General features: G+C 63.7%; 27 protein-coding genes and 2 tRNA genes. 17 read left to right on the top strand and 12 right to left on the bottom strand.

The features are described from left to right. From RMN73_RS11820 to RMN73_RS11785, 8 genes are all read right to left on the bottom strand, one after another. The coding region (locus tag RMN73_RS11820; RefSeq protein WP_309603532.1) for a substrate-binding domain-containing protein at nt 1–820 on the bottom strand (820 nt) is incomplete at its 3' end. Between the two features lie 113 nt (nt 821–933). After that, on the bottom strand, nt 934–1938 hold the full coding sequence (locus RMN73_RS11815) for an ATP-binding protein (protein ID WP_309603531.1): 1005 nt from the start codon (nt 1936–1938) through the stop codon (nt 934–936). A gap of 28 nt (nt 1939–1966) precedes the next feature. Beyond that, nucleotides 1967–2401 (bottom strand): hypothetical protein, encoded by a 435-nt coding sequence (locus RMN73_RS11810; protein ID WP_309603530.1) that lies wholly within the window; start codon nt 2399–2401, stop codon nt 1967–1969. Nucleotides 2402–2449: 48 nt separating this feature from the next. Beyond that, nucleotides 2450–2794, bottom strand: coding sequence for a hypothetical protein (locus RMN73_RS11805; protein ID WP_309603529.1), 345 nt, complete (start codon nt 2792–2794; stop codon nt 2450–2452). A gap of 67 nt (nt 2795–2861) precedes the next feature. Beyond that, on the bottom strand, nt 2862–3425 hold the full coding sequence (locus RMN73_RS11800) for a helix-turn-helix transcriptional regulator (protein ID WP_309603528.1): 564 nt from the start codon (nt 3423–3425) through the stop codon (nt 2862–2864). A gap of 179 nt (nt 3426–3604) precedes the next feature. Next, nucleotides 3605–3690 (bottom strand) — tRNA-Tyr (locus RMN73_RS11795). Between the two features lie 208 nt (nt 3691–3898). After that, a tRNA-Gly gene (locus RMN73_RS11790) sits at nt 3899–3972 on the bottom strand. A 251-nt stretch (nt 3973–4223) separates the two neighbouring features. Further along, nucleotides 4224–5534, bottom strand: coding sequence for a YadA-like family protein (locus RMN73_RS11785; protein ID WP_309603527.1), 1311 nt, complete (start codon nt 5532–5534; stop codon nt 4224–4226). Nucleotides 5535–5782: 248 nt separating this feature from the next. Between RMN73_RS11785 and RMN73_RS11780 the strand changes: the two genes are divergently transcribed. Together RMN73_RS11780 and RMN73_RS11775 are read left to right on the top strand one after the other, a co-directional pair. Beyond that, nucleotides 5783–7279 carry a DUF4331 domain-containing protein gene (locus tag RMN73_RS11780; protein ID WP_309603526.1) on the top strand — a complete coding sequence of 499 codons (1497 nt, stop codon included), beginning with the start codon at nt 5783–5785 and terminating at the stop codon, nt 7277–7279. Nucleotides 7280–7302: 23 nt separating this feature from the next. Further along, nucleotides 7303–7542, top strand: coding sequence for a hypothetical protein (locus RMN73_RS11775; protein ID WP_309603525.1), 240 nt, complete (start codon nt 7303–7305; stop codon nt 7540–7542). Nucleotides 7543–7626: 84 nt separating this feature from the next. Here the strand turns inward: RMN73_RS11775 and RMN73_RS11770 are convergent, their stop codons facing one another. Next, a complete protein-coding gene (locus RMN73_RS11770) occupies nt 7627–8451 on the bottom strand; it encodes a DUF4198 domain-containing protein (RefSeq protein WP_309603524.1) in 825 nt (274 codons plus the stop codon). A 115-nt stretch (nt 8452–8566) separates the two neighbouring features. On the opposite strand from RMN73_RS11770, the gene RMN73_RS11765 reads away from it, so the two are divergent. The 11 genes from RMN73_RS11765 to virB11 are packed head-to-tail and all read left to right on the top strand — an operon-like array spanning nt 8567 to nt 17800. After that, nucleotides 8567–9124, top strand: coding sequence for a HupE/UreJ family protein (locus tag RMN73_RS11765; protein ID WP_309603523.1), 558 nt, complete (start codon nt 8567–8569; stop codon nt 9122–9124). After that, nucleotides 9121–9603: a hypothetical protein gene (locus tag RMN73_RS11760; protein ID WP_309603522.1), complete on the top strand. Its 483-nt coding sequence runs from the start codon at nt 9121–9123 to the stop codon at nt 9601–9603. The genes RMN73_RS11765 and RMN73_RS11760 overlap by 4 nt, the downstream gene beginning before the upstream one ends. Nucleotides 9604–9608: 5 nt before the next feature. After that, nucleotides 9609–10196 (top strand): lytic transglycosylase domain-containing protein, encoded by a 588-nt coding sequence (locus tag RMN73_RS11755; protein WP_309603521.1) that lies wholly within the window; start codon nt 9609–9611, stop codon nt 10194–10196. Further along, entirely contained in the window at nt 10193–10495 is a 303-nt protein-coding gene (locus RMN73_RS11750; protein ID WP_309603520.1) for a TrbC/VirB2 family protein, read from the top strand. Before RMN73_RS11755 ends, RMN73_RS11750 begins: the two co-directional genes overlap by 4 nt. Nucleotides 10496–10497: 2 nt before the next feature. After that, on the top strand, nt 10498–10773 hold the full coding sequence (locus tag RMN73_RS11745; protein WP_309603519.1) for a VirB3 family type IV secretion system protein: 276 nt from the start codon (nt 10498–10500) through the stop codon (nt 10771–10773). Then, complete coding sequence (locus RMN73_RS11740) at nt 10757–13138, top strand: VirB4 family type IV secretion/conjugal transfer ATPase (protein WP_309603518.1); 2382 nt, start codon at nt 10757–10759, stop codon at nt 13136–13138. Before RMN73_RS11745 ends, RMN73_RS11740 begins: the two co-directional genes overlap by 17 nt. Continuing rightward, nucleotides 13138–14313, top strand: a complete 1176-nt coding sequence (locus RMN73_RS11735) for a type IV secretion system protein (RefSeq protein ID WP_309603517.1) — start codon at nt 13138–13140, stop codon at nt 14311–14313. The genes RMN73_RS11740 and RMN73_RS11735 overlap by 1 nt, the downstream gene beginning before the upstream one ends. Beyond that, a complete protein-coding gene (locus RMN73_RS11730) occupies nt 14310–14993 on the top strand; it encodes a type IV secretion system protein (RefSeq protein ID WP_309603516.1) in 684 nt (227 codons plus the stop codon). The genes RMN73_RS11735 and RMN73_RS11730 overlap by 4 nt, the downstream gene beginning before the upstream one ends. Then, nucleotides 14990–15685, top strand: a complete 696-nt coding sequence (locus tag RMN73_RS11725; protein ID WP_309603515.1) for a TrbG/VirB9 family P-type conjugative transfer protein — start codon at nt 14990–14992, stop codon at nt 15683–15685. The genes RMN73_RS11730 and RMN73_RS11725 overlap by 4 nt, the downstream gene beginning before the upstream one ends. Beyond that, nucleotides 15678–16820 (top strand): TrbI/VirB10 family protein, encoded by a 1143-nt coding sequence (locus RMN73_RS11720; RefSeq protein WP_309603514.1) that lies wholly within the window; start codon nt 15678–15680, stop codon nt 16818–16820. The genes RMN73_RS11725 and RMN73_RS11720 overlap by 8 nt, the downstream gene beginning before the upstream one ends. Further along, entirely contained in the window at nt 16817–17800 is a 984-nt protein-coding gene (virB11, locus tag RMN73_RS11715) for a P-type DNA transfer ATPase VirB11 (protein WP_309603513.1), read from the top strand. Before RMN73_RS11720 ends, virB11 begins: the two co-directional genes overlap by 4 nt. Before the next feature lie 19 nt (nt 17801–17819). Here the strand turns inward: virB11 and RMN73_RS11710 are convergent, their stop codons facing one another. The 3 genes from RMN73_RS11710 to RMN73_RS11700 form a co-directional block, all read right to left on the bottom strand. Further along, nucleotides 17820–18503 (bottom strand): hypothetical protein, encoded by a 684-nt coding sequence (locus tag RMN73_RS11710; protein WP_309603512.1) that lies wholly within the window; start codon nt 18501–18503, stop codon nt 17820–17822. 18 nt (nt 18504–18521) lie between these two features. Continuing rightward, nucleotides 18522–19397 carry a Crp/Fnr family transcriptional regulator gene (locus tag RMN73_RS11705; protein ID WP_309603511.1) on the bottom strand — a complete coding sequence of 292 codons (876 nt, stop codon included), beginning with the start codon at nt 19395–19397 and terminating at the stop codon, nt 18522–18524. Nucleotides 19398–19608: 211 nt separating this feature from the next. Next, entirely contained in the window at nt 19609–20280 is a 672-nt protein-coding gene (locus RMN73_RS11700) for a TetR/AcrR family transcriptional regulator (RefSeq protein ID WP_309603510.1), read from the bottom strand. Between the two features lie 63 nt (nt 20281–20343). On the opposite strand from RMN73_RS11700, the gene RMN73_RS11695 reads away from it, so the two are divergent. From RMN73_RS11695 to RMN73_RS11680, 4 genes are read left to right on the top strand one after another with little or no spacing between them, the layout of a single operon-like run. Next, the gene (locus tag RMN73_RS11695) at nt 20344–21480 is read left to right on the top strand and encodes an ABC transporter permease (RefSeq protein WP_309603509.1); all 1137 of its coding nucleotides are present in this window, start codon (nt 20344–20346) and stop codon (nt 21478–21480) included. Further along, on the top strand, nt 21477–22193 hold the full coding sequence (locus RMN73_RS11690) for an ABC transporter ATP-binding protein (RefSeq protein WP_309603508.1): 717 nt from the start codon (nt 21477–21479) through the stop codon (nt 22191–22193). Before RMN73_RS11695 ends, RMN73_RS11690 begins: the two co-directional genes overlap by 4 nt. Continuing rightward, nucleotides 22190–23158: an efflux RND transporter periplasmic adaptor subunit gene (locus RMN73_RS11685; RefSeq protein WP_309603507.1), complete on the top strand. Its 969-nt coding sequence runs from the start codon at nt 22190–22192 to the stop codon at nt 23156–23158. Before RMN73_RS11690 ends, RMN73_RS11685 begins: the two co-directional genes overlap by 4 nt. Continuing rightward, entirely contained in the window at nt 23155–24567 is a 1413-nt protein-coding gene (locus RMN73_RS11680) for a TolC family protein (RefSeq protein WP_309603506.1), read from the top strand. The genes RMN73_RS11685 and RMN73_RS11680 overlap by 4 nt, the downstream gene beginning before the upstream one ends. Nucleotides 24568–24641 lie beyond the last annotated feature (74 nt).

The following is a 24641-nucleotide window of genomic DNA, read 5'->3' as shown; positions in this document are numbered from 1 at the left end:
AGTCACTGATCGTGGCTTCAGACGGGGCCACGCCGGCGATCGACACCGCGGCGACCTTGTCGGCATTCTCCTCGAGGAAGCTGTAGCCAAGCACACCCAGTGTGCCGGGATCGGCCGCGACCTTCTGGACCAGCAGATTGTCATTCTCGCCAGCTTCGACATAGGCGCCGTCTTCGCGGATCTTGGTGCACAGATCCTTGTGCTTCTTTTCGTCCGCTTTCTTAAGGTCCTTCATCGCCGGATCGCTTTCGCAACCCTTGGCCAGGATGAGGTCTGCGAGGCTGTCGCGGGTGCCCGACGTAGGCGGCGGGCCGAGGACGCGGATCTTGATCGCCGGGAGCGACGGATTGACGTCCTTCCAGGTCTTGGCCGTGTTGGGGCCCTTGCCGAACGGATTGGCGGCCAGCGCCTTGTAAATGTCCGCGGTGGTCAGGTTCATGCCGGGGCCGTCATTGCCTTCGATGAAGGTCAGGCCGTCGATCCCGATCGGCACTTCGATAACCTGCTTGACCCCGTTCTTGGCGCACGTTTCATACTCGCTCGCCTTCATTGCGCGCGATGCATTGAGCATGTCGGCGAACTTGTCGCCGACGCCAGCGCAGAACAACTTCACGCCGGCGCCGGTGCCGGTCGATTCGACGATCACGCTCATGCCCGGATTGGCGCGCTGGAATTCCTCGGCGATTGCAGTGGTGAACGGATAAACAGTCGACGAACCGACCACCTTGATCTGGCCCCCGGCAGCGTTGCCGCCGGACCCGTTGCCGCCACAGGCCGCAACCAGCGCAACGAGCGGGAGGAGCGCAATCGACTTGTTCATCAAACGTCACCTTTTCACTTTGATGGGCCGCAGCCCGATTCATGACCGCGCCTAGGGCAATGTCCCGGCGGCTGTGTGACATCCGTGTTACAGTTTCGTGACATGCGCCGCGCTCACTTGGTCAGCGGCAGGCGGACCTCGACAATTGTGCCGGTTCCAACCGTGCTGCGGATGTCGAGCGTGCCGCGATGGCGCTCGACGATATGTTTGACGATCGCGAGTCCGAGCCCGGTTCCGCCCGAGTCGCGGCTGCGCGCCCGATCGACCCGGTAGAATCGCTCGGTCAGCCGGGGCAAATGGGCAGCGGCAATGCCATCGCCATAGTCGGTCACCCGCAGGACGGCGCGCGGCCCGTCGCTGGTGACCTCGACGCGGACTTGTGGTGCCTTGGGACTGCACCCGTAGCGGACGGCATTGGCAATGAGATTGTCGGCCACCTGCAGCAATTGGGCATGGTCGCCGATCACCGGAAACGAACCATCGGCGACGAGGTCGATCGAGCAGCCCCGCCGCTCGGCCAATGCGGCCGCATGCTGGGCGGCGGTTTGGGCAATGGCCGCCAGGTCGATCCGATCGCGCGGGGCAACGAAGCGGTCGGCCTCGATCCGCGACAGGCCCATCAAATCTTCGATGATCCGCAGCATCCGCGCGGCTTCATTGTGGATCGTCGCGCCGAACCGGGTGCGGGCCCCATCCTCGAGCGGCCCGTCCTCGGCCAGCGTTTCGGCAAAACCTGAGATGGTCGCCAGCGGAGTGCGCAATTCGTGACTGGCATTGGCGACAAAATCGACCCGCATCCGTTCGGCAGCAATGGCGCTCGATCGGTCGGTCAGGCGGAGCATGCAATGGCCGTTGGCGATCGGCCGGACCGACAGGTTCCACGGCCGCTGGGCACCGCCGAGGCCGACCACCGCCAGATCAACCGATCGACCGGCCAATACTGCCCGGAGCGCCTGCGGATGGCGGATCGCAATGCGGATATCGCGATCGAGGATCGATTCGCCGAGCAGCGCGCGGGCGGCCTTGTTGGCGGCGATGGTCCGGCCGCCGCCGAAGATCAGGGCCGGCTCGTCGAGCGCTTCGATCAGGGCATTGGCCGAAAGGGAGGCAGAGGTCATGGCCCCACCCTAGTCGGTCGAGTGCCGATTATCCAAGCAGCGGTGGTTCGTGATATTGGCGGCGATGATTGGTCCGCCAGGTCCCGATGACGATGATCAGGAAGATGGGATAGACCCAGAATCGTGCCGCAGCGGCATAGATTTGCGGCATCAGCGCAAAATCCACTGCCTTGAGGGCATGGGCCAGAATCGTGGTCAGTTGTAGTCCGGCCACCCACAGGGGCCAGAAGCGATCCGATCGCAAGGCGATGAACATGAAGCCGACGAGCACCGCCAGATCGACCGCAAACACCCCGGCTTCGACGCTGGAATATCGGCTGGTCACCGGCGACACCATGATCCGGGTCGCGATCGTCGCAATGACGCACAGGGTCGCGGCGAGGCGTTCGTCGCTGCGCCCCCGCCAATAGGCGTAAGCGCACACCGCGATCAGCAGCACGTGATAGATGGACGGGCTCAGCATGAGTTGATTGGCCGAATCATCGAGTGACAATTCGGCCGTTCAAGCCGGTTAAGCAACAATGCGCAAATCAGCCTGCGCGACCTTTGGCGGGCATTCGTCGCCATCGCCGAAGCTGACCGTGCGCAAGCCGGGGACGAACTGCTTGGCATCGCGCAACTCGCTGTGACAATTCGCCATTCCGCCGCGGGCGGTAACCAATGCCTGGACGGCGTTGGCAAGCTGCTCAAGCGCGACATGCCCAGTCGCGGTGCCGACACCGGCGGCGGAACGGGCCCGCAGCATCTTGGACTGCAACTCGGCGATTTCGATCAGCGCGTCCTCGATGCAATCTTCGACGGTGCGGATCTGGGTGGCGACTTCGAGGGCGGCGGATTCGATGATCTGTTTGCGCATGACTTCTCCTTTGCCGGAAGCGCGTGCGCCTCCGGTCCTGACTGGGCAGGAGAGGTGATTGTCTGCCTTAGCGGCCGATCATCCTGGACAGGCTTTCAAGTCCGGCGAGATACATGCCCGCCGCAAACATTGATCCAATCGCGATCAGGACGATCCAGAGCAGCCGTTGGCCGACGCTCAACTCATTCCTGGGGTGACTCCTCGTAGCGAACGGTAGAGGCAGGGAAGACCAGTTCGACCCAAGCTTCTGCTCGGTATTGAAACCGGAGCCACCAGCCTTCCCTGCACGGTCAGCGTGCCGAATCTGAAAACCGACCGCCCCATCGAACTGGGCGGGATCGGTGGAACCCTCAATGTGCGGCGATTGATGTATCAATCGCTGATATGGCCCAAGCTCCTGCGACACGCGCCGCGCAGCCTGCGAGCGGCGCTCGACACCGAGGATCTGGAGCGCGCCGCGGATGCGCTGGTCGACCGTGTGCGAGGAGATTCCAAGCTCGACCGCGATTTCCTTGGAGGACAAATGCTGGTCGACCAGACGGAGGCAATCGAGCTGACCCGGGCTAAGACGCGACACCGGGCTAGCGACCGGCGCGACTCCTTTGCCCATGCCTTTATCGTTCGACGCCACGTACCGTACCTGTCCTGTCGTTGTGATCGCTAGCATGTAAGGACTCCCCCCGCGAATCGTTGAAGTCTAACCGAAACGGGGCAAGTCTCAATAATCGTTAGTTAACGTAACGGAAAGCGAGATAGCGGGAGTTTAACAAGTCCATATTGGACCTGTCCCACCGGAAATGCCGCGAAAATTGGTGGAGAGGGCTGGATTCGAACCAGCGTACGCTTGCGCGGGCAGATTTACAGTCTGCTGCCTTTAACCACTCGGCCACCTCTCCATGGTGGGCAGCGGGGCCAATGGCTGGGCTGGGGTGTGCTGTCAACCGGAAGGGGGGCCGAGACGACGGTCTTGTGGGGGCCGTCCGCTACCGACGTCGCACCGCGCTTGCCTCGCGCGCTCCACTAAAACTGTCCCCCGGATGTCGGAAGGTCGCCTCAGCTGCGCTGAGCACTCCACAAAAATCATGCCCCCGGCATGATCTTTTGTGGAGCGGGTGAAGGGAATCGAACCCTCGTCGTAAGCTTGGAAGGCTTCTGCTCTACCATTGAGCTACACCCGCAACTGGCTGGGAAGTCCCGATTTCGGGATTTCGCAAACCGGCGTTCCGACGTGAGATGCTGAACGGTTGCACCATCGACTGCCGGACACTCGATCTAGCGCTCGTCGGCGGGCTCTGCAAGCGGGCGGCCATCTCGGCGATCGGTGGCGGCGACGCGGCGGAAGGTCAGGAACCAATGGCTCGCGAGGTCAGGATGGTCGGCTCCAGGTGCGCTTTTTTGAGTGCGCCCCCGGAGCCGAATTTTACCAGTCCTAGAATTCGAAGCCGACGCCGCCGTTGGCGCCGACATGCTGCTCGCTGTCATAAGTCACGCCGACCTTGAAGGTGGCGTTGCCGCCCTGAAGCCGATGCGACGCGCCCACCGCGAATGCCGACCTTCCGCGATACGTGCCGACGCCGCCGGCGATCATGGTCCGGCCCTCGCCCGAGGCCTGCGGCAATCCGGCGGCAGCCAATGCGGATGCTGTGCCGGCCCGCGCGTCGCGCCGATCAGCGTTCAATCGGTCGTCCAGGTTGAACGACAGATTGTCGATTCGCGAATTAAGGGCATTGTCCGCCGCAGTGCGGTTGCTGGTTTCGGACGCAAGCGCGCTATTGGTGGCTGCGATTGCCGTGGTGTTTCCGGCAACTGCGGTGTTGGTGGCGCTCAACTGACTGAAGTTTACCGCGTCGGAAGCGGCAACGCCATTGGCAACGCCACCAATCGTCCGGCCGCCGACGTTGACCTGGTTAGCCGCGGTCGTCACCGTATCGGCGCCGAGCGCGACCGAATTGACGTGAATTGCCTGAGCGCCTTGGCCAAGCGCGGTCGCGTTAAGCTGATTAGCTAACGCACCCTGGCCCAGAACTGTCGACTCGGTTCCGCTGGCGATGGCCGAGCGGCCAATCGCAGTCGCACTTGCGGCAATTGCCCGGCTCGAGTTTCCGACTGCGGTGGTGAGCGTCATGGTGGCATCCGCGTCCCAGCCGATCGCCGTCGAGCCGCGGCCGATAGCGTCGGCCAACGCGCCGAATGAGGACGAATGGAAGCCACTGGCAGTGGCATCATAGCCGACTGCGGTTGCTTCTTCGTCGGAGGCAATCGAGTCAGTGCCGATGGAGGTCGAGCGAATGCCGCTTGCGATTGCTCCGGCGCCAATCGCAATATTGTCGTCGAGCGAAGCGGCCGAGTTGGCGCCGATGGCGATCGAGCCGATTCCGAGCGCACTAGAATTGGCGCCGGTGGCGATCGAACTGATCCCGATCGCACCGGCATTGATGCCGGTCGCGACGCTGTCCTCGCCCATGGCGGTTGCGCCGACACCGGTTGCAGTCGAGCCGACTCCGAGCGCCATCGCCAAGGTACCAAAGGCGGTCGAATTATCTGCGCCTGCCGTCGATGCGTCGCCGCAAGCCAATGCAAAGATGCCGGTCGCCGTTGCGCCGCCGTTTGCCGGGGTCGCGTTCGCGCCGCCATCGGTACCGTTGAGATCGCAGGTCGACTGGGCCTGGGCCGGAGTCGCGACCGAAAGCGCGGCGGCGAGCGTGATCGCCGAGCCGCTGAGAAGGATGCTGAATTTCATGCCATATTCCCTAATGAAGCACGCCACAGGGTGCTGCAGCGACTTCGAAAGGAGTTAATTTGCCTTTCGGAACCTAAAAATAACTTATGTGAGTTTTCTCCGAGAAACCGCACCTAAACAGCTGGGTATCCGCCCGGCGTCGATTCTCGTCGTGAAGCAAAACGTTTGCCTTGCCTGTCAGTTGACTGGCGCGGGCATTGCGCGGGCGATTGAGGAGATCTGGCATGGTACGTTCGGCAACATTTAGAATGAGTACGGCAATCGCTTTGCTGATGACGGCAGTTTCACCTGCGTTTGGCTCCAGCCATCGCGAAGCACCCAACATTACCGAGTCGCCCAAACTCGACAACACAGACGTTTATGCGTTCCGCAGTTATGCACCGGGCCGCGCGGGCTTTGTGACCCTGATTTCGAATTTCCAGCCGTTCCAGGAGCCGGGTGGCGGACCCAATTACTTCACCATGGATCCCAATGCGCTGTACGAGATCATGATCGACAATAATGGCGACGCGGTCGAAGACGTGACCTTTCAGTTCCGGTTCCAGAATACGCTTCAGAACGGGACAGGAAAGGTTTTGACCATCGGCGGCAAGCCGCTGCCGATCGCGCTGCGCCATATCGGTCAGGTCACCACCGACAATGATCCCGAGCTTGGCGAGCGCGAAACCTACACGCTTACCAGGGTAACGGGCGATCGCCGCAGCGGGACCGCCGCGGCCGTCACCAACTCCAGCGGAGGCGGCACGTCGTTCGCCAAGCCGTTCGACAATGTCGGCAATAAGACGACACCTGATTACCCCGCCTACGCCGGCCAGTTCATCTATGACGTCACGATCCCCGGCTGCGCGACCCAAGGCCGTGTATTCGTCGGCCAGCGCGAGGAAAATTTCGCGGTCAACCTCGGCCCGGCGTTCGATCTGGTGAACCTCGTCCCGATCGAGGGCAATATCGCTCAGAGCCAAGCGAACCAGGAGCTGATCGGCAATTATAATGTCACCAGCCTGGCGCTCGAAGTGCCGATCGCGTGTGTGACCGGGACCGGCAACGGGGTGATCGGCGTGTGGAGCTCGGCAAGCCTGCCGCAGTCCCGCTTGCTCAAGCCCAACCCGACCTTTGCGGCACCGGACACCCAGGGCGGATCATTCGTCCAAGTGTCACGTCTCGGCATGCCGTTGGTCAACGAACTGGTGATTGGTCTTCCGCAAAAGGATCTGTTCAACGCGGTCAAGCCAACCGCCGACGGGGCATTGGCCGACTATGTCACCAACCCGACCTTCCCGGCCATTCTCCAGGCATTGTTCGGAAGCGCGGCGATCGCGCCGACCAACTTCCCGCGCAATGATCTGGTCGCAACCTTCCTGACCGGGATCGCGACGCTCAACCAGATGTCGACGGTCACCGCGTCGGAAATGCAGCGGCTCAATACGGGCGTCACGCCCACTCCGCAGGCGTCACAGAGTCCGTTGGGCGTTGTCGGAGACGATCTCGCGGGCTTCCCGAACGGGCGTCGCCCGGGCGATGACGTCGTCGATATCGTGCTTCGGGTTGCAATGGGGCGGCTGTGCCACCCGATCCCGATCGCGGGCATGGCAACCCAATTGGGCCTGTGCCAGGCGTCCGACGCGCCGAGCGGGCTGACCGCCTACACCGATGGCGCGCCGAGCAGTGCCAACGCAACCTTGAACGCGTTTCCTTACCTCAACCCGCCGCTTCGCGGTGCGCCGAGGCCGCAGACGCAACCGTGAAGATAACAGGACTCCTCAGGCCGGTGGTGATCACCGGCCTGATCCTGGCAGCCGGTGCATCGCTTACAGCTTGTCAGAAAAAAGCTGAAAGCGATGCCGCCGGCTTCGACGCGTCTGGTGCCGGGCCGACCCGCACCGAGGACAAGTTCGGCAAGACTTTTGGCAATGCATTCCGGGCGCCGGCCAATTCGGAGCCTGCCAACGTCAGCGATGGGGACTTGCCTCCCGTGTCGAATGCGACCGACCCTGAACCGGTCGATTAGGGCATGACTGAACTGGGAAATTCACCGGCAATCAACCGCCGCCCTTGCGAACAGCCGGGTGTCAACGCCGGGGTAACCGCTCGATCAGCGGCGACGTCCCGCAGGTTCATATCCAAACGTCAGGCTGGAAAAGGTCGTGTCGAATTCGACGTTGGGGTCGCCTTTCACCGCCTCACTCCACAACACATTGACCAGCCAATCTCCAGCTGCAGGAACGCGGAAGGTGGCGCGGCCATTGCGGTCGGTGATCGCGATCGCCAGCGGCTTGGCATCGAATTCCAAATTGGTCAGTTTGACCGTCGCACCGGGCAAGCGTCGACCATTGTACATCACTCGCACCGGGAGCAATCGCGATTCGCCGAGCGCGTAGGGATTGCGTTCGGGGACGATCTCCAGCTTGAAACCGAGCGCGCGGGTGGCTTGGGCCGAATTGGCGGCTGTCTGGGTGCCAACCTGGAACAAGGCCTTGGCGCGTCGGCTGTAACGCTCGCGGCCGACCTGATCAGATGTCCCGGCGCGTTGCCTGGCGACGAGGATCGGGGTCAGCCCCTCAAGCTTCGCATAATCGTTGAACCGGATTGCCGGCAGGCTGGACGTCGCGTGGTTGGATTGCATGGCAATGACATGCACCCCCGGCGCCGCGAAGCGGGTCAAAACATCGGCCGGGCCGCCGTTGGTGCGGAGGTCGGGGCGCATGTCGCGCCGGCGTCCTTGCGCAAAATCCTGGAGCAGGATGATACGGTCGAGCCGCCCCCAGCGTTCGCGGGCCGCAGCATGGCCAACTTGGAAGGTCAGTGCGACCGGAGCGCCCGGCTCCGCCTGGAAGCGCTGCGGCTGGATCCAGAAATCATGCGCCACGAGCGGCGTGGACGCCAGCAGCAGCGACAGCGCGGTGATCTTGATATTCATGATTTTCCCCTGGTGACTGCGGATCAATCCCCGCTGAACAGATACGGTTCCAAGCGTCATGCGGATTAAACGCTCCGCTCTTCAAGCGATACGCGCCTTGGTAACGGCGGGGCTGATGCTGGCTTATGCATCGCCGGCGATGGCACATGACGGCACCGGGCTGGCCGGCGGGTTTGTCGCAGGGTTTTTGCATCCGCTGTCGGGGCCCGATCACATGCTCGCCATGATTTCGGTCGGCTTGTGGGGCGCGTTCCTTGGGCGGCCGCTGGTCTATGCCTTGCCGATGATTTTCCCAACAGTAATGGTGATCGGCGCGGGCATGGGGATGGTCGGCGTGCCGCTTCCGCCGGTCGAGATCGGGATCGCATTGTCGGTCCTGACGCTCGGCCTGCTGATCTTGTTCGCGGTTCGAGCGCCCCTGTGGGTGGCATGCGCGATCGTCGCGATGTTCGGGCTGTTCCATGGCTATGCGCATGGGCTCGAACTGCCCTCCGCCGCCGACCCGATCGGATACAGCACCGGTTTCGTGCTGAGCACGGGCCTGCTTCATCTGACTGGAATCGCGCTTGGTCTGCTCAAGGTCAGCAAAGCGGGGGCGCTCGCCTTGCGCGGTGCGGGCGGCGTGATTGCGGTGTTCGGCGCCTTGTTCTGGATGGGCGTGGTCACGCCATGAACGGCGGCATCCTCCCCATCTTGCTGATTTGCGCGACATCGGGGCTGGCCTTGTCGCTGGTCGGCCGACGTGATGCGTGGCTAGGGGTCACGGCGATTGTGCTGAGCGCGCTGGCAGTATCCATGCTCAACGTCGCTCCGGGCGCGTCGAACATCGTCTTGGCCGGACTGTTCCTGAGTACGATATTCACCGCTGTCCTGATCTATTTGCCGCGCTCATGGCCGCGGCGGTGGGCCATTCCGGTCGCGTCCAACGCGGGGGCATGGGCTGGCGCGCTGGCGTCGCTGTCAGGCATGCAGGGCGGCTTGTGGCTAGCGTTGCCCTTGTGCCTGCTGTGCTTGCCAGGCCGCTGGATCGAGCATCGCGGGATGGGCATCGCGGTCAAGGTCGCCGCCAGCTGGATGATCGCAATTTCATCCCTTGCACTGTTCGTGTCGCTGACGCCGCACCCCGGCTATGTCCCGGACCATATGGAATGAGCTCAATGAGAACATTCTTGTTCGCGGCGGTCATCGCTGCCGCCACCCCGATTGCAGCCCAAGCGCAAGTGATCGAGATTGATTCCAGCGGCACCGCGCAGACTTATGACGGGCCGACTCTGTTCACGGTTGCCGACGCTTTCCCGATAGTGATCGAGGTGACTCAGACCCTGAGCGAGGATCCAATTTCGCTGATCGAGCAGGCCGCGCGCGTCCATCGGCTCGATCCGACGTTACTCAAGGCAGTGGCATGGCAGGAATCGCGCGGCAGGATGAGCGCGGTCAGCAACAAAGGGGCCCGGGGCGTGATGCAATTGATGCCGGGAACAGCGTTGGAACTTGGTGTCGATGCGCGCAGTATGTCGGGCAATATTCGCGGTGGCGCAATGTATCTTCGCCAGCAGCTCGACCGGTTCGGATCGGTGCCGCTGGCGCTGGCAGCCTATAATGCCGGCCCCGGTGCAGTGATCCGCTACCGCGGCATTCCGCCCTATCGCGAGACGCGCGACTATGTCGCGAAGATCATGGGCCGCTGGCGCCCGACGGTCGCGTCCAATCCCATCCAGTCCTTCATCGTCGAGGTAGTGAAATGATCAATGCTCGTTCGTGGGCGCTCGCCCTGTTGGTATTCGCGGCCCCCGCCAGTGCGCAATATGCCGCCGCCGACCCAGCCGGGTCGGGACCGATCGTCGGTGCGGTCAACTGGTTGCAGGGAACCTTGCTCGGCAATGTCGCAACCGCCGTCGCGGTAATCGCTGTCGCTGCGGTCGGCTTCTTGATGCTGACCGGGCGGATCAACTGGAAATATGGCGCGACCGTGGTGCTCGGCCTGTTCATCCTGTTCGGCGCGGCCTCGATCGTCGGCGGTATCCGCTCGGTCGCGGGCGCCTGAACGTGGCGGGCGACCGCCTGTTTCGGGCATTGGCCCGGCCGCAGATGGTGGCCGGGGTGACCTATCCGTTTTTCGTTCTCAACGGCATCGTCGCGGCCGAGTTGTTCCTGATTTTCAAGAGCCTGTACGCATTGCTTCCGGCGCTGCTGATCCACGCGCTCGGTTATGCCGCGCATCTGCGCGATCCGCACATCATGGCGCTGTGGCTGACCAAACTTCGCCGCGTGCCGCGGGTCCCCAATCGCAAATTATGGGGTGCCAATGTCTATCGCCCCTAGATCATTGTCGCGGGCCAAGGCCGCAGCGCGCGAGAAATCGGTCGGCGATCATCTGCCGTATCGGACGCAAGTCGACGACCATACGATCCTGACCAAGGACGGGCTGGCGATGCAGGTCATTAGGCTCGACGGCTTGCCGTTCGAGACGATCGACGCGGCCCAGCTCGACGCGCGCAAGGCGGCGCGCGACACCATGCTGCAAGCGATTGCATCGGCCCGGTTCGCGGTGGTCCACCATGTCGTCCGGCGCGCGGTTTCGCCCGACCTCGACGGCCGGTTCGGCGACCCGTTCAGCGAGTCGCTCGACAAGGCCTGGCGCGATCGGCTGGCGGTACGCCGACTGTACGTCAACGATCTGTACCTGACGATCATCGTTCGCCCGCTGGCAGGCCGCGCCAAGGCCGCCGACAAATTGCTCGGGCTGTTCACTGGCGACCGTGCGGTCAAGACTGATCATACGGCTGACCTACGCGAGTTGAACCGGGCACGCGAAGCCTTGATGGCGGCGCTCGAACCCTATGGGCCGACGCTGCTGTCGAGCTACGATCTGCCGAGCGGCCTCGCGTCGGAGCCGGTCGAATTCCTTGCGTCACTGGTCAATGGTACGACCTCGCCGATCCTCCTTCCGCAAGGTGAGATTGCGGAAGTCATCGCGCGTCGGCGGCTGAGCTTTGGCGCCGATGCGATCGAATTCGGCCCGGTTGACGGCGGCGACGCGGACTTCGCGGCAATCCTGTCGGTCAAGGATTATCCCGCTGAAACAGATGCCGGAATGCTCGACGATTTATTCCGTCTGCCGTTCGAAATGGTCGTCACGCAAAGCTTCGCGGTGGTTGATCGCGGACCGGCGTTGGAGCGGATGGACCTGGCGCTCAGGCGGATGAAGTCGGCCGAGGATGCGGCAGTGTCGCTGCGCAGCGAACTGGCCGATGCCAAGGACGAAGTCGCTGCTGGTCGGGCATTGTTCGGCGAGCATCATCTGACCGTGATGATCCGCGCCGCAAGCCTCGCCGAACTCGACGCCAGCATCGGCGAAGTCCAGGCCAGCCTGTCAGACGCGGGGTTTGTCGCGGTGCGCGAAGAACTCGGACTGGAAGCGGCCTATTGGGCACAATTTCCGGGCAATTTCGGCTATATCGCCCGGCGCGCTTTGGTCTCGTCGGCCAATTTCGCGGGCTTTGCCAGCGCGCACAACTTCCCGGTCGGCAAGGCCAGCGGCAATCATTGGGGCGACGCGGTCACTTTATTCGAGACGACTTCGGCAGGCCCTTACTTCTTCAATTTCCACCGCGGCGACCTTGGCAATTTCACCATCATCGGGCCGTCGGGGTCGGGCAAGACCGTGGTGCTCGGCTTTCTGCTCGCCCAGGCCCGGCGTTATTCGCCGCGGATCATCTTTTTTGACAAGGATCGCGGGGCGGAGATTTTCCTGCGCGCAATTGGCGGGGTCTACGACACGCTGCGGCCGGGCAATCCGACCCGCCTCAATCCGCTGGCGCTGCCCGATACACCGGGCAACCGGCGGTTCCTCAGCCAATGGGTCGCCAAGCTTGCAACCGGCGACCGCGAACCACCGACGATCGAGGAGGAAGGCTGGATCGCCGATGCGATTGACGCCTCCTATGCGGGGCCGCCCGAGCACCGCCGCTTGCGCTATCTCGCCGAACTGTTTCGCGGCCGCGACCGCGCATCGGGCAATGACATCGCCGCGCGGCTGGCGCCGTGGCACTCGGGCGGGGAGCATGCCTGGCTGTTCGACAATGAACTCGACGGGCTGGAACTCGACGCGGAAACGATCGGGTTCGACATGACCGCGATCCTCGATCAGCCGGCCTTGCGATCGCCGACGATGCTTTATTTGTTTCACCGGGTCGAGGAGCGGCTTGATGGCCAACCCACGATCATCGTCGTCGACGAAGGTTGGAAGGCGCTCGACGACGAGGTGTTCGTGGCGCGCATTCGCGATTGGGAAAAGACCATTCGCAAGCGCGGCGGGATCGTTGGTTTCGCGACCCAATCGGCCTCCGATGCACTCGAAAGCAAGATCGCCTCAGCGATCGTCGAGCAAGCCGGAACGCAGATTTTCATGGCCAATGCGTCGGCCCAGGCAAGTGATTACATCGATGGCTTCGGGCTCACGCCGCACGAATTTGAACTGATCCGGTCGATCCCCGAAACGGCGCGGGCGTTTCTGGTCAAGCATGGCGCCGACAGCGTCGTCGTGCGGCTCAACCTGGCGTCCGAGCCCGAGTTGCTGACCGTCCTGTCGGGGCGCGAGCGCACGGTGCGCTTGCTCGATGGCATTCGCGAGACGGTCGGCGATGCGCCTGCTGCGTGGCTTCCCAAATTGCTCGAGGTGGCATGATGCAGAGTTTCTGCGCCCCCGCCGCCAGCGACAAATTCGCCGAGCGCCTGCTCGCCGACACCGATTGCCAGGCATTCGGGATGGTCGAGCGCGGCTATGCGGCGCTGTCCCAACCGGGCGGGACAGTTTCGACCGCACTGACCGGCTTGATGGTGATCGCGGTCGCCTTCTTCGGCTATCGCTTGCTGCTCGGCCGCGGGATTGCACTTCGCGATGCGCTCGATCTAACTGTCAAGCTGGGCGTCGTGCTGCTGATCGCGACATCGTGGGCGGCATGGTCGGCCTTTGCCTATCAAGGAATTGCGCAGGCGCCGACCCAGATCGCGGGCGAAATGCTGAGCGGGATCGGGTCGCAACCGCCGCTCGTCAGTTTGCAACAAACACTCGACGCGCTGGCCAATGCGTCGGTCGGCTATCGCACGCGCGCCGGCATTGCCTCGCCGTTGGTTGGTGGTCCGGCGGCAGCGGCGGCGGTGCTCAACCTGTCGGCGCTGATTCTAACCCTGTCGACTGTCGGGCTGCTGGTTGCGGCCCGCGTGGTGCAGGCGATCCTGCTGGCGATCGCCCCGGCGATGGCGGGCATGCTGCTGTTCGATGTGACGCGCGGCATGGCGCAGGGCTGGATCGGCGCGATCATCGGCGCGGCGCTGGCACCGTTGTTCGTTTTGCTGGTGGCGGCAGTGGAGTTCGCCATTCTGACGCCGATGATCCAGCGACTGCTTGCGGAACAGGCGGCCGGCGCGTTTGAAAATGCATCGGTCATGCCGATCGGGCTGGTCGCGGTGGTATTCGTCTTCGCGATTGTGTTTGCGCTTCGGGCGGCGGGGCGAATCGGCAACGGCATTCGCCTGGCGCAGCATCGGCGTGCTGATCCGATGACCACCATGATCGATCAGCAATCGAAGATCGACCAGCAACGCGCGGAAGCGGCGCAACCGGCGCTGCGCATCGTCCAGGCGCTCGAACAAGCCGCGCGGCGTGACGGACGAAGCGCCCAACCGGGGATCGCCGCTGTTTCCGGGGCGCGATCGAGCGCCATTGCCAGAATGCGTGATGGTGCGGGTTCTTCCGGCCAGCCTGCCACCATCGTCACGACCCTGCCGATCCTGGCCAGACCCACGCGGATACGAAGCGCGCCGCGCCGATCACGCGCTGCGGCACGGAGAGATTCATGAGCGACAATCACAATTCGCGCGAAGATTATTATGCCGCCGCGCGCAGCTGGTCCGACGGTCAGGCGCAATCGACCGCACGTGAAACCAGGATCGCGTGGCGGGTTGCGGCCGGGGCGGCCGTGATTGCGCTGCTGTTGGCGCTGACATTATTGCTGCTGGTGCCGCTCAAGACGGTTCAGCCGTATGTGCTGACGGTCGACCGGCAGACCGGCGCGGTTGAACCGGCGATGGGCGTCGCCGACGGCAATCTAACCCAGAATGAAGCGGTGATTCAGGCCCAACTGGCCGGTTATGTCGTTGCGCGCGAGACCTTCGACGCAACCGACCTCGCCCCGCAATATCGCCGCGTACAAATCATGTCGGCGCGGCCGGTGGCGAGCGCCTATGTCGCCGAAATGGCGGCCAGCAATCCGCAAAGTCCGCTCAACCTGCTTGGGCGGGGCGACACTGTATCGATCCGCATTCGAAGCGTCTCGCTGATCGGCGATGGCGCTGGACTGGTTCGCTATACCGCCAGCCGGCGCGCGATTGGTGCAGCGAGCGGCCAAGACCTCAATTATGTCGCCGCTGTCAGTTTCGGCTTCAATGGTCGACCGCTCCAGCCGTCCGACCGGTTCGATAATCCACTCGGCTTCCAGGTCACCCGCTATCGCCGCGACGCTGAAGGTTTCGTCCAATGAGACGCGTATTACTACTGCCGGCTGCGCTGTTGCTGCTCACGGCGGCGCGATTGCCTGAATCGATCGGGTCCGATCCGCATATTCAGTCGGTGCTGTTCCAGCCCGATGAAGTGGTCCGCCTGCAAGGTGCGCTCGGGTGGCAGATCATGCTCGAATTCGGGGCTGATGAGCGGATCGAGAATGTCTCGATCGGCGATGCGATGGCGTGGCAAGTGACGCCCAACAAGAAAGCGCGCAACCTGTTCCTCAAGCCGCTGGTCAAGAATGCTGCAACCAACATGACGGTCGTCACCGACAAGAGGCGTTATGCTTTCTCGCTGGAAACCCGGCCGCGCGCGCTCACCATTCCGTGGGTGGTGCGGTTCGATTATCCGCGCGAAACGGTCGAGGCGATTGAGGAACCGCCGCCACCGCCCGCGCTGCCGCTGAATTTCGCTTACGGGATTACCGGCGATCAATCGCTTCGCCCGTCGCGAGTGTGGGACGACGGGTTGATGACCTATTTCGAATTTTCGGAAGAAAAAGCGATCCCGGCGATCTTTGCGGGTGGCCCGGGCAAGGACGAATCGATCGTCAATTCATCGGCGCGCGGTCGGGTCATCGTGGTTCAGCAAACCGGGACGCGCTTCACCCTCAGGACCGGCAAGAGATTGGCGACGGTCACCGCCGCCGCGGGGAAGCGCGATGAGTGACGTGTTAATCGTCAAGCGCCCGGCCGTGGCGCAAGTCGCCGGCAAGACGCCAGTCACGATCGTGGCGACCACTTTCGTTGCGCTTGGGCTCGGCGTGTTCCTGTGGTTATCGAGTGCCCGTGCAGCGCAGCAGGATCAGGAATCATTGCTTCCACCGCTTGCTGCAGTGGGCACTGCGGCGCCGCCGATCGCGCTCAAGGAAACTGGCCAGCCAGTGGCGCAGGCCCCCATTCCAGCCGGTTTTTCCATTCCCAACACCGGCCCGGTGACTCTGGTGGCGACACAGCCGACCCGGTTGACCGGGTTTGAACCGGCGCTAACCCGGCCGGTCGCCAGCGACCCGATGCGCGAACGACTGCGCGCGCCGACCCTGGTGGTCGATATGGCCCAGGCCGATCCGCAGCGGATGCCCGGATCGGTCGAGATCCGCAGCGATTCGGGCGGCGTTTCGACATCGACCACGGTGGTCGCGCCGGTCGCCGGGCCAGCCGCCGACCGCAACTTGTCCGACACCGAGCGCTTCGCCTCGCGCGTGGGGGGTGAGGAAGTCAAAGTTGCGCGGGCCGAGCGGATGAGCGGGCTCGACCGGCTGGTGCCGCAAGGCGCGGTGCTGGGGGCGGTGATGGAAACCGCGCTCAATTCCGACCAGCCCGGTTTCGCCCGGGCGATGATCCAGCGCGACGTGCGCAGTTTCGATGGTTCCGCAGTCCTGATCCCGGCCGGCAGCCGGGTCATCGGCCAATATAAATCAGGCGTGGCGCAAGGCGCGTCGCGGGTCTTCGTCTTGTGGACCCGGCTGATCCGGCCCGACGGCGTATCGATCGAACTTGCCTCACCGGCGACCGATGATCTTGGGCGCGGCGGGATTGGCGGCAAGGTCAATCGCCATTTCCTGCAACGCTTCGGCGGGGCGATCCTGACCACCGTATTGAGTGCCGGAGTCAACGTCTTGACCGCGTCCCGATCGGGCGGGTCGACGGTCTTCGTCGGTAGCGCGAACGAGGCGACGAACCTCGCCAGCCAAGCAGCCGGCAGCACCGACATTCCGCCGACGATCACGACCCGGCAGGGTGCAGCGGTGCGCATCTTCGTTGCGCGGGATCTCGACTTCTCGACCGTCGGACCAGCCCGGTGAACGCGCCGCAGCGAGTCTATCTCGACGCCTTTCTGGCGCCGCTTGCGGCCTATCTTGGGCGCGGCGACGTCACCGATTTGTACATCAACCGGCCGGGCGAATTATGGCTCGACACGCGTGACGGGACCGAACGGCATGACGTTCCGGCGCTCGACGATGCGTCGCTGTGGCGGCTTGCGCGGCAGATTGCGGCCTCGACCGACCAGGGCATCAATCGCGAACATCCGTTGCTTGCCGCCACCTTGCCCGATGGCGCGCGAGTCCAGATCTGCGCGCCGCCTGCCACCCGTGGCAATCTGATCGTTGCCATTCGCAAGCATAACATGCCCGACCTGCGCCTTACCGATTATGAGGAAGCGGGCGCGTTCGCGCGGGTCGGGGAGGCGGCGCTCAAGCGGCGAGCGACCGATGACATGCTGGCGGCCTTACTCAGGGAAGGGCGGACGTTCGACTTTCTCAAGGCAGCAGTCCAAACCCGCCAGACGATCGTCATTTCGGGCGGCACCGGCACCGGCAAGACGACCTTCCTCAATGCGTTGCTCAAGGAAGCGTCGGACCGCGAACGGTTCGTGTTGATCGAGGACACGCCCGAGATTCAATTGCACCATCAGAATGCGGTCGGGCTGGTCGCCGTACGGGGCAAATTAGGTGAAGCGTCGGCGACCCCGGCTGATCTGGTCGAAGCCGCGCTCAGGCTGCGACCGGACCGGATCGTCATGGGCGAGGTGCGCGGTGCCGAGGCCATCAGCTGGCTGCGTGCGGTCGGCACTGGTCATCCCGGATCGATCACCACCGTCCACGCCAATTCGCCGGACGGCGCGATTGAACAATTGGCGATGATGTCGATGTCGGCCGGGACCGAACTTGGAAGGTCGGAAATCGTCGATTATATCCGCGCGACGGTGGACGTATTCGTTCAGCTGGGTCAGGAAGACGGTGCGCGGCTGGTAACCCAGGTTCAGTTCAGAAGGCTGGATTAACGGCCGGGCGGCCGGTTCGTCACAACCAATCCCACAGCGACCTTGCAGCCGGCTGTTCTTGAATGGCGCCAGCCTGAAGCGCGGGGTCAGCCTCGACCAGCAATTGGCGCCAAGTCCAATTGCCCGATCCGATTGCCAGAAATATCGTCCGTTCGCCTTCTGGAATCGGCACCAAGCGCGGCCCGGCGACAGGTTCGTCAAGGCAGCTATCGGGGACCGAGCGAAGGCTTTGCTCAATCGCCGCACGCGCTGGCCCGAGCGGCTCGCCAGGCGAGTCTGCAGTGGCGCTCCAGCCAGTGTTCCAGATGACGATAGCGTCGGCGATCGATCGGCTTTCGCGTGGCGTGCTCAGGACCGCGGCGGCAACGATGGGATCGGCAATCAGCGATTTCGAAACGAGATCGAAGATGGCGCATCCGCCAGCAGTGCCGCGCGGCTTATTATCAAGCTCGGCGGAAAAGGAGTCTTGCGGCGTAATCTGCTTCTGGTCGACGACCTTGCTTGGCAGCACAGGCGGTGGAGGCTTGCCTTGCGCGGCATCGGGGGCAAGTGAAATCAACGACATATTGCCCTGACGGGGTACTGGCATCGGCCCGGCCGAACCGAGTGAGATCAGCAGTGCGAAAATCAGCAAGTGTGCCACCACTGCGGCCGTCAGGACTGCAGCGCGCTCAGACTGGGGTGGGGTCGATCGATGCGCCATCCGTCAAGCGTCAAGCGCTCACCTCCGGCATTGATTGATCTGCAAATAGCTATCGTCGAACCCGGCGATCGCTGCCAGCCGAGTGGTATCGATGATGTACAAGCGGCGCTGGCCAAGCCGGATCAACCCGTCACTCCGCAACCGCTGCAGCGTGCGGTTAATGTGCACCGGGGTCAGTCCTGTCGTATCGGCCAGCGCCATCTGATTGATTGGCAGTTCGAACGACCCGTCGTCGGCGACCTGTCCAACGCGCGACAGCCGAAGCATCATTTCGCAAAAGAAATGGCTGAGCTTCTGCAATGCGTTGCGCTGACCGACATTGAGCAGCCACTCTCGCAAGATTGCGATATCGTGCAATGCAGCGAGCGACAGCGCCCGCTCGATCCGCGGATTGTTGGCAAGTAGCGCGTTGAGCTTCTGGGTGGGGATTTTGACGACTTGCGAATCGCTCACCAAGGCCACGCTATGGTCGGGCTTGGTAAGGGTGATAAAGTGAATATCGCACAGGTCGCCGGGAATAAGATAACCGAGAATCTGGCGCTCGCCGCCGGGCAGCAGTTTATATCGGCAACCCATTCCCTGAACGATCAGATAGACTTCATCGAGAACGCTGCTTTCATGGACCAAAAGTTGTCCGGCGCGCATTGCCTTGGGAGAAGCCACGAGCTTGTCGAGTGATTGGATATCCCCTTGCTCGAGACGCGAGAATTGCTCGAGTTTCCTGACAAGCGGGTTCTGGCGGGTCGAACAAGGCCGCGCGTGAACGGAGAATGGCGACAATTGGTTGCGATTGAACTCGGGGCGAATGATAACGTCTGCGGCATCAGTGCCGACGTTTTCGCAATTCGGCGAACTTGAATAATCGATTGCGGTGGAGCCGGTATATCTCAGCATTGAACACCCTGTTTGCCTGCAACGCCATTATCGCTTCAAACAGAGTAACGAGCGCCACGGACCAACGGATGCAAAGGGTCCGCTAACCGGCTGATTTGGAGGCAAATTCGTTCAACCCTCTTCCGGGGCGGCCGATCCAGCGGTCGTCAACGTTCGCTGCAAGCATTGGCTGAAGCCAGTGAGGTCCACCCTTCACCAGCCAAATCAGATCCTATGACGGCGACTGCCAATCGACCGTTTTGAGGAACAAGCGGGTGCCGCGCCGCACGCGCTCATCGATCATCGGGTCGGGAATGGGTGTTTCGATGATCCTGAAATCAAGTTCCTTTTGCAGCGAGCCCATCCACAACGACACAAGGTCGGCGGCGGCCATCAATGGATCGTCCACGGTAATCTCGCCGTGATCGGCAGAGTCGGCGAGCATCGTTCCCAGGCGTGACCGGCAGGATCCCGGCCCCGCCTCGTAGAACCGCCGCGCCATATCCGGCTTGGTGGCGAATTCCTGGCTCAACATCCGGTCGAGCAAATGATGGCGCGTGCTGAACAGGAAGCGCAGCAGGATCGAGCCGAACGCATTCAACCGTTCCGGCAGCGAGCCGTCGTCATACGGCCAATTCTCAAACTCCTCGACCATCTTCTCGACCTCGCGGCGAACCACCGCTTCGAACAGCGCCTCCTTGTCGGCGAAGCGTTTGTAGAGCGTCACTTTTGACACGCCGGCACGCGCGGCGACTTCCTCCATTGCGGTACGATTGAAGCCGCGCTCGAAGAAGGTGTCGCGGGCCGCTTCGAGGATCGCCTTGTCCTTGCCCGGATCGCGCGGTCGCCCGCCCGACGCACGACCAACTATTTCGGCCTGAAGTTTCTGAACGCTTGTGTTCACGAACGGTATCGTACACAAACATAAAGCATCCGGCGAGTCGGATGTCGCAAAGGGGCGTGAGCGATGGGATGGATAGCGATCCGAATGCTGACGGGGGACCGGGTCAAATTTATTGGCATCCTGTTTGGCGTGGCCTTTTCGACCCTCCTCATCACGCAGCAACTGACCATCTTCGTCAACCTCCTGTTGCGCGGTGCCGCCGCAGTGCATGAAATTTCCACTGCCGACGTGTGGGTGATGGATCAGGCGGGGCGGACGTCCGACGTCACCCTGCCGCTCCCCGCCACTGCGCTCGATCGGGTGCGCAGCGTGCCCGGCGTGGCGTGGGCGGCGCCGCTCATTCGCTCGGGCGCTGCAGTCCGCACCCCCGAAGGCGATCTTGAACCGGTGACCGTGATCGGGGTCGACGACGCCAGCCTGATCGGCCTGCCACGGACCATGCTCGAGGGACATCGCGATGCGCTGGCCGATCCCGACGCCGTGTTCATCGACGATGTCGGATCGCGCAAATTGTTCGCCAATGGCGGTGCCGTCGGGACCCGGCTCGAGCTCAACGACCAGCGTGCGGTCATTCGCGGTATCGTCGATGCGACCCCGACCTTCACCGGCACGGTGATCCTCTACACGCGCTATTCCAACGCCCTCAATTATCTGCCCGGGACGCGCAATCGACTGAGCTTCGTGCTGGTCCGCGCAGCACCCGGAATCACCCCGCAGGCGCTCGCTGCGCGGATTGGACGCGAGACCGGATTTCGCGCCCGCACCAGTGATGAGTTCGCCGATGACGGGCTCAATTACATCATCGAAAACACCGGCATCCCGATCAACTTCGGGATTACGGTTGCGCTCGGCTTCATCGTCGGCGTGGCGATTGTCGGACTGACCTTTACGTTATTCATCCGCGATAACATCAAGCAGTTTGGCGCGCTCAAGGCGATCGGGGTCACCAATAACAAGATCCGCCTGATGGTGGTCGCTCAGTCAGGACTGGTTGGGCTGATCGGCTACGGCTTCGGATTGATGCTGACGGTCGGGTTCATTCTCGGCGGGACCAGCAATTCGGATACGTTCAAGGGCTTTTACATCCCGTGGCAAATCCCGCTGATCGCCGCCGCGTCGGTGATCGTGATGCTGCTCCTGACCGGCGTGCTCGCCCTCCGCGCGGTGCTCAATACCGAGCCTGCGGAGGTCTTTCGATGAGCGCGCCGGCGATCGAGATCGACGATATCGTGAAGGACTTTCCGGTCGGCGACGGGATGGTGCGCGTGCTCCACGGCATCAGCGCGCAAATCCGGTCGGGGGAACTGACCTATCTCGTCGGGGAATCGGGATCGGGCAAGACCACGATGATTTCGATCATCGCCGGAATCCTGTTTCCGACGGCGGGCAGGGTGCGCGTGTTCGAGACCGATCTTTACAGCCTGACCGATACCCAGCTGGTGCTGTTCCGGCTCAAGAATATCGGCTTTATTTTCCAGCAATATAATCTGCTGCCGACGCTGACATCGGCCGAAAACGCCGCCGTGCCGCTGATTGCCGCCGGCGTGCCGCGGCTCGAAGCGGTCGAGCGCGGGCGGGCGATGCTCGACCGGCTCAATATCGTCGACCAGGCCGACAAGCTACCGCGTCAATTGTCGGGCGGGCAGCAGCAACGCGTGGCGATCGCGCGTGCGCTGGTCCACCAGCCCAAGCTCGTGGTGTGCGACGAGCCGACCGCAGCGCTCGATGCGAAATCGGGCCGGCGGGTGATGGACCTGCTGCGCGAGGTCGCGCTCGAAAGCGACCGCGCGGTTGTCATCGTGACCCACGATAATCGCATTTTCGATCTCGCCGACCGCATCCTCCACATGGAGGACGGCAGGATCACCGAGGACAGCCAACCGACGCGTCAAGAACAGGAAAGTTTCGCATGAGCCGCCTCAATTTCTCCCGCCAGATCCTGCCGATCATCGCGCTTGTCGGAATCATTCTGGCGGCCATCTTTATCGCGACCACCCAGCCCGACCGGACCCTGGACGCCGCCGTCGAGACCCCCGCCACGCCGCCCGCCGGCGCCCGCGCGGTGATCGCCGGTGCCGGGGTGGTCGAACCGTCGAGCGAGTTGATCGAAGTCGGGACCGACGTCGGCGGAGTCGTCGATCGGCTGTTCGTCGCGACCGGCGATCGGGTCGGTCCCGGCCAGCCCTTATTCTCGGTCGACAGCCGCATTGCGCGCGCTGCAATCGCGGAAGCGCGCGCCCGCATTGCTCGACTGCGCACCAACGTAACTGCTGCCCAGACGTCGATCACCGTCGCCCGCCGCCAGGCCGCGCTTTATGCGTCGGTCAGCGATCCGCGCGCGGTCAGCCGCCAGGAAGTGCTGACCCGCCAGGGTTCGGTCGACGATGCGGTGGCGCAGCTCGGGGTCGCTTTGGCATCGGTGCGCGAGGCCCAGGCCCAGCTGAATAGCGCCGAGGTCGATTTGGCGCGGCGCACCGTCCGGGCATCGCGGGCGGCGACGGTGCTTCAGGTCAATGTTCGCGCCGGGGAATTTGCGCCAGCCGGGGGGCAAGGTGGCAACAATATTACGCCGCTGATGGTCATCGGATCGACCGATCCGCTCCATGTCCGCCTCGACATTGACGAGAATGAGATTGAGCGCGTGGCGGTCGGCCAAGGGGCCACGATCAGCCCGCGCGGGGCGGCCGGTCAGCGCACCCGGGTAACGTTTGTCCGCGCCGAACCATTGGTGGTCCCCAAACGCTCGCTCACCAATTCGGCGAGCGAGCGCGTCGATGTGCGCGTACTGCAGTTGATCTACGCCCTGCCAGCCGGAACCGGGAGCTATTACGTCGGGCAACAGGTTGACGGGTTCGTCCCCGCCAAGGCCCGCCGATGACCCGCGCATTGCCCCTGCTCGCACTGCTGCTCGCGGGTTGCGCCAGCGTGGAGCGCGCGCCGCCAGCCACGCTGGCCGAGGCGATGCTGCCGCCAGCCTTCGCCGCGCTCGATCGCGAAACGGCGGCGGCGGGAAGCGTCGCGGGCCTGCTGCCCCGATCCGACCCGGCTTTCCTGACCCTCGAAGCGCGGGCCCTCGCCACTGCGCCGACCCTTGCTGCTGCGATGGCGCGGATCGATGCGGCGCGCGGCGCGGTGCGCGGTGCGGGGGCAGCGCGGCTGCCCGAAATCAACGCATCGGGGACCGTCGACGGCCAGCGCATCTCGACCGGACAGGCGGGCGCGACCCCGCCGGGAGTATCAATCGACCAGGAACGGCTGGTGTTAAGCGGCGGGTTAAGCGCGAGCTGGGATGCCGATCTGTTCGGTCGGCTACGCGCCAATCAGCGCGCGGCGGTCGCCCGGCTCGACGCCGCCGGGGCCGATGCAGCGGCGGTTCGCGTTGCGCTCCAGTCCGATATTGCGCGGGCGGTGATCGATGCCCGCAGCCTCGTCGAGCGCGAGGCGGTCGCCCGCGCTGACATCGACAGTGCGGCGGCGCTAGTGTCGCTTACCGGAGTGCGATCGCGTGCCGGGATCGTCGCCGGGTTCGACCTCGTTCGCGCAACCTCGCTCGACGCCGAGGCACGCGCGCAGCTTGCCCCGATTGCGGCTGAGCGGGCCGCCATCATTGGCCGACTGGTGACCCTGGTCGCCATCCCGGCGCAGGACGTGATTGCTGCGCTGGCGACAAATCCCTCGCCGCTTCCGCGCGGCGCAACCCCGGTCCTCGGCGTGCCATCGTTATTGCTGCGCGCGCGCCCCGATGTTGCCGCTGCCGAGCGCCGCCTCGCCGCCGCCGATCAGGACATCGCCGCCGCCGCTGCCGAGCGCTATCCGCGCCTGACCCTCGGCTCGGCACTCGGCTTGCTGTCGCTTGGTCTGGGCAATCTTGCCTCGTTGGACAGTGTCACCGGCTCGCTGAGTGCCGGGCTGGCCGGCCCGCTGCTCGACTTCGGTCGGGTCGCGGCGCGGATCGGTCAGCGCCAGGCGGACGCGCGCGCAAGCTTCGCCGATTATTATCGCTTGCTGTTCACCGCGCTGGGCGAGACCGAGGCCGCGCTCGGCGCCATCGCTGCGGCCGATCAGCGGGTTGTGCTGCTACAGCGGCAGGTCGACGCGGACCGGGACGCGGTCGGCCTTGCGGCCGAGCGCCATCGCCTTGGGCTTGATCCCTTCCTGACGGTGGTCGATGCCCGGCGCAGCGCCAATCGATCGCGCTTCGCGTTGGTCGCCGCGCAGGCCGAAAGCTATCGCACCAGGATCGAATTGTATCGCGCGATCGGCGGCGACGCGCGCCCCGGCCTGTAAAGGGCGACCGTTAGCGGAACGAGTCAGCGCCCCGACGATTGAATCGGCTGCGAATCAATTTTTCGGAGCAGGCG

Source organism: Sphingomonas sp. (assembly GCF_031372575.1).
GTDB lineage: Bacteria > Pseudomonadota > Alphaproteobacteria > Sphingomonadales > Sphingomonadaceae > Sphingomicrobium.
Note: the sequence above shows the minus strand (reverse complement) of the source record. Positions and strands in the feature narration are given on the sequence as shown.

Bases quoted from the DNA above. Each gene is read 5' to 3' on its own strand.
- RMN73_RS11735 (WP_309603517.1), top strand. From the start codon at position 13,138: ATGCAGAGTTTCTGCGCCCCCGCCGCCAGCGACAAATTCGCCGAGCGC.
- RMN73_RS11695 (WP_309603509.1), top strand. From the start codon at position 20,344: ATGGGATGGATAGCGATCCGAATGCTGACGGGGGACCGGGTCAAATTT.
- RMN73_RS11740 (WP_309603518.1), top strand. From the start codon at position 10,757: ATGTCTATCGCCCCTAGATCATTGTCGCGGGCCAAGGCCGCAGCGCGC.
- RMN73_RS11750 (WP_309603520.1), top strand. From the start codon at position 10,193: ATGATCAATGCTCGTTCGTGGGCGCTCGCCCTGTTGGTATTCGCGGCC.
- RMN73_RS11710 (WP_309603512.1), bottom strand. From the start codon at position 18,503: ATGGCGCATCGATCGACCCCACCCCAGTCTGAGCGCGCTGCAGTCCTG.
- RMN73_RS11680 (WP_309603506.1), top strand. From the start codon at position 23,155: ATGACCCGCGCATTGCCCCTGCTCGCACTGCTGCTCGCGGGTTGCGCC.
- RMN73_RS11725 (WP_309603515.1), top strand. From the start codon at position 14,990: ATGAGACGCGTATTACTACTGCCGGCTGCGCTGTTGCTGCTCACGGCG.
- RMN73_RS11720 (WP_309603514.1), top strand. From the start codon at position 15,678: ATGAGTGACGTGTTAATCGTCAAGCGCCCGGCCGTGGCGCAAGTCGCC.
- RMN73_RS11810 (WP_309603530.1), bottom strand. From the start codon at position 2,401: ATGCTGAGCCCGTCCATCTATCACGTGCTGCTGATCGCGGTGTGCGCT.
- RMN73_RS11780 (WP_309603526.1), top strand. From the start codon at position 5,783: ATGAGTACGGCAATCGCTTTGCTGATGACGGCAGTTTCACCTGCGTTT.
- RMN73_RS11815 (WP_309603531.1), bottom strand. From the start codon at position 1,938: ATGACCTCTGCCTCCCTTTCGGCCAATGCCCTGATCGAAGCGCTCGAC.
- RMN73_RS11690 (WP_309603508.1), top strand. From the start codon at position 21,477: ATGAGCGCGCCGGCGATCGAGATCGACGATATCGTGAAGGACTTTCCG.
- RMN73_RS11805 (WP_309603529.1), bottom strand. From the start codon at position 2,794: ATGCGCAAACAGATCATCGAATCCGCCGCCCTCGAAGTCGCCACCCAG.
- RMN73_RS11760 (WP_309603522.1), top strand. From the start codon at position 9,121: ATGAACGGCGGCATCCTCCCCATCTTGCTGATTTGCGCGACATCGGGG.
- RMN73_RS11755 (WP_309603521.1), top strand. From the start codon at position 9,609: ATGAGAACATTCTTGTTCGCGGCGGTCATCGCTGCCGCCACCCCGATT.
- RMN73_RS11730 (WP_309603516.1), top strand. From the start codon at position 14,310: ATGAGCGACAATCACAATTCGCGCGAAGATTATTATGCCGCCGCGCGC.
- RMN73_RS11770 (WP_309603524.1), bottom strand. From the start codon at position 8,451: ATGAATATCAAGATCACCGCGCTGTCGCTGCTGCTGGCGTCCACGCCG.
- RMN73_RS11705 (WP_309603511.1), bottom strand. From the start codon at position 19,397: ATGCTGAGATATACCGGCTCCACCGCAATCGATTATTCAAGTTCGCCG.
- RMN73_RS11685 (WP_309603507.1), top strand. From the start codon at position 22,190: ATGAGCCGCCTCAATTTCTCCCGCCAGATCCTGCCGATCATCGCGCTT.
- RMN73_RS11765 (WP_309603523.1), top strand. From the start codon at position 8,567: ATGCTGGCTTATGCATCGCCGGCGATGGCACATGACGGCACCGGGCTG.
- RMN73_RS11785 (WP_309603527.1), bottom strand. From the start codon at position 5,534: ATGAAATTCAGCATCCTTCTCAGCGGCTCGGCGATCACGCTCGCCGCC.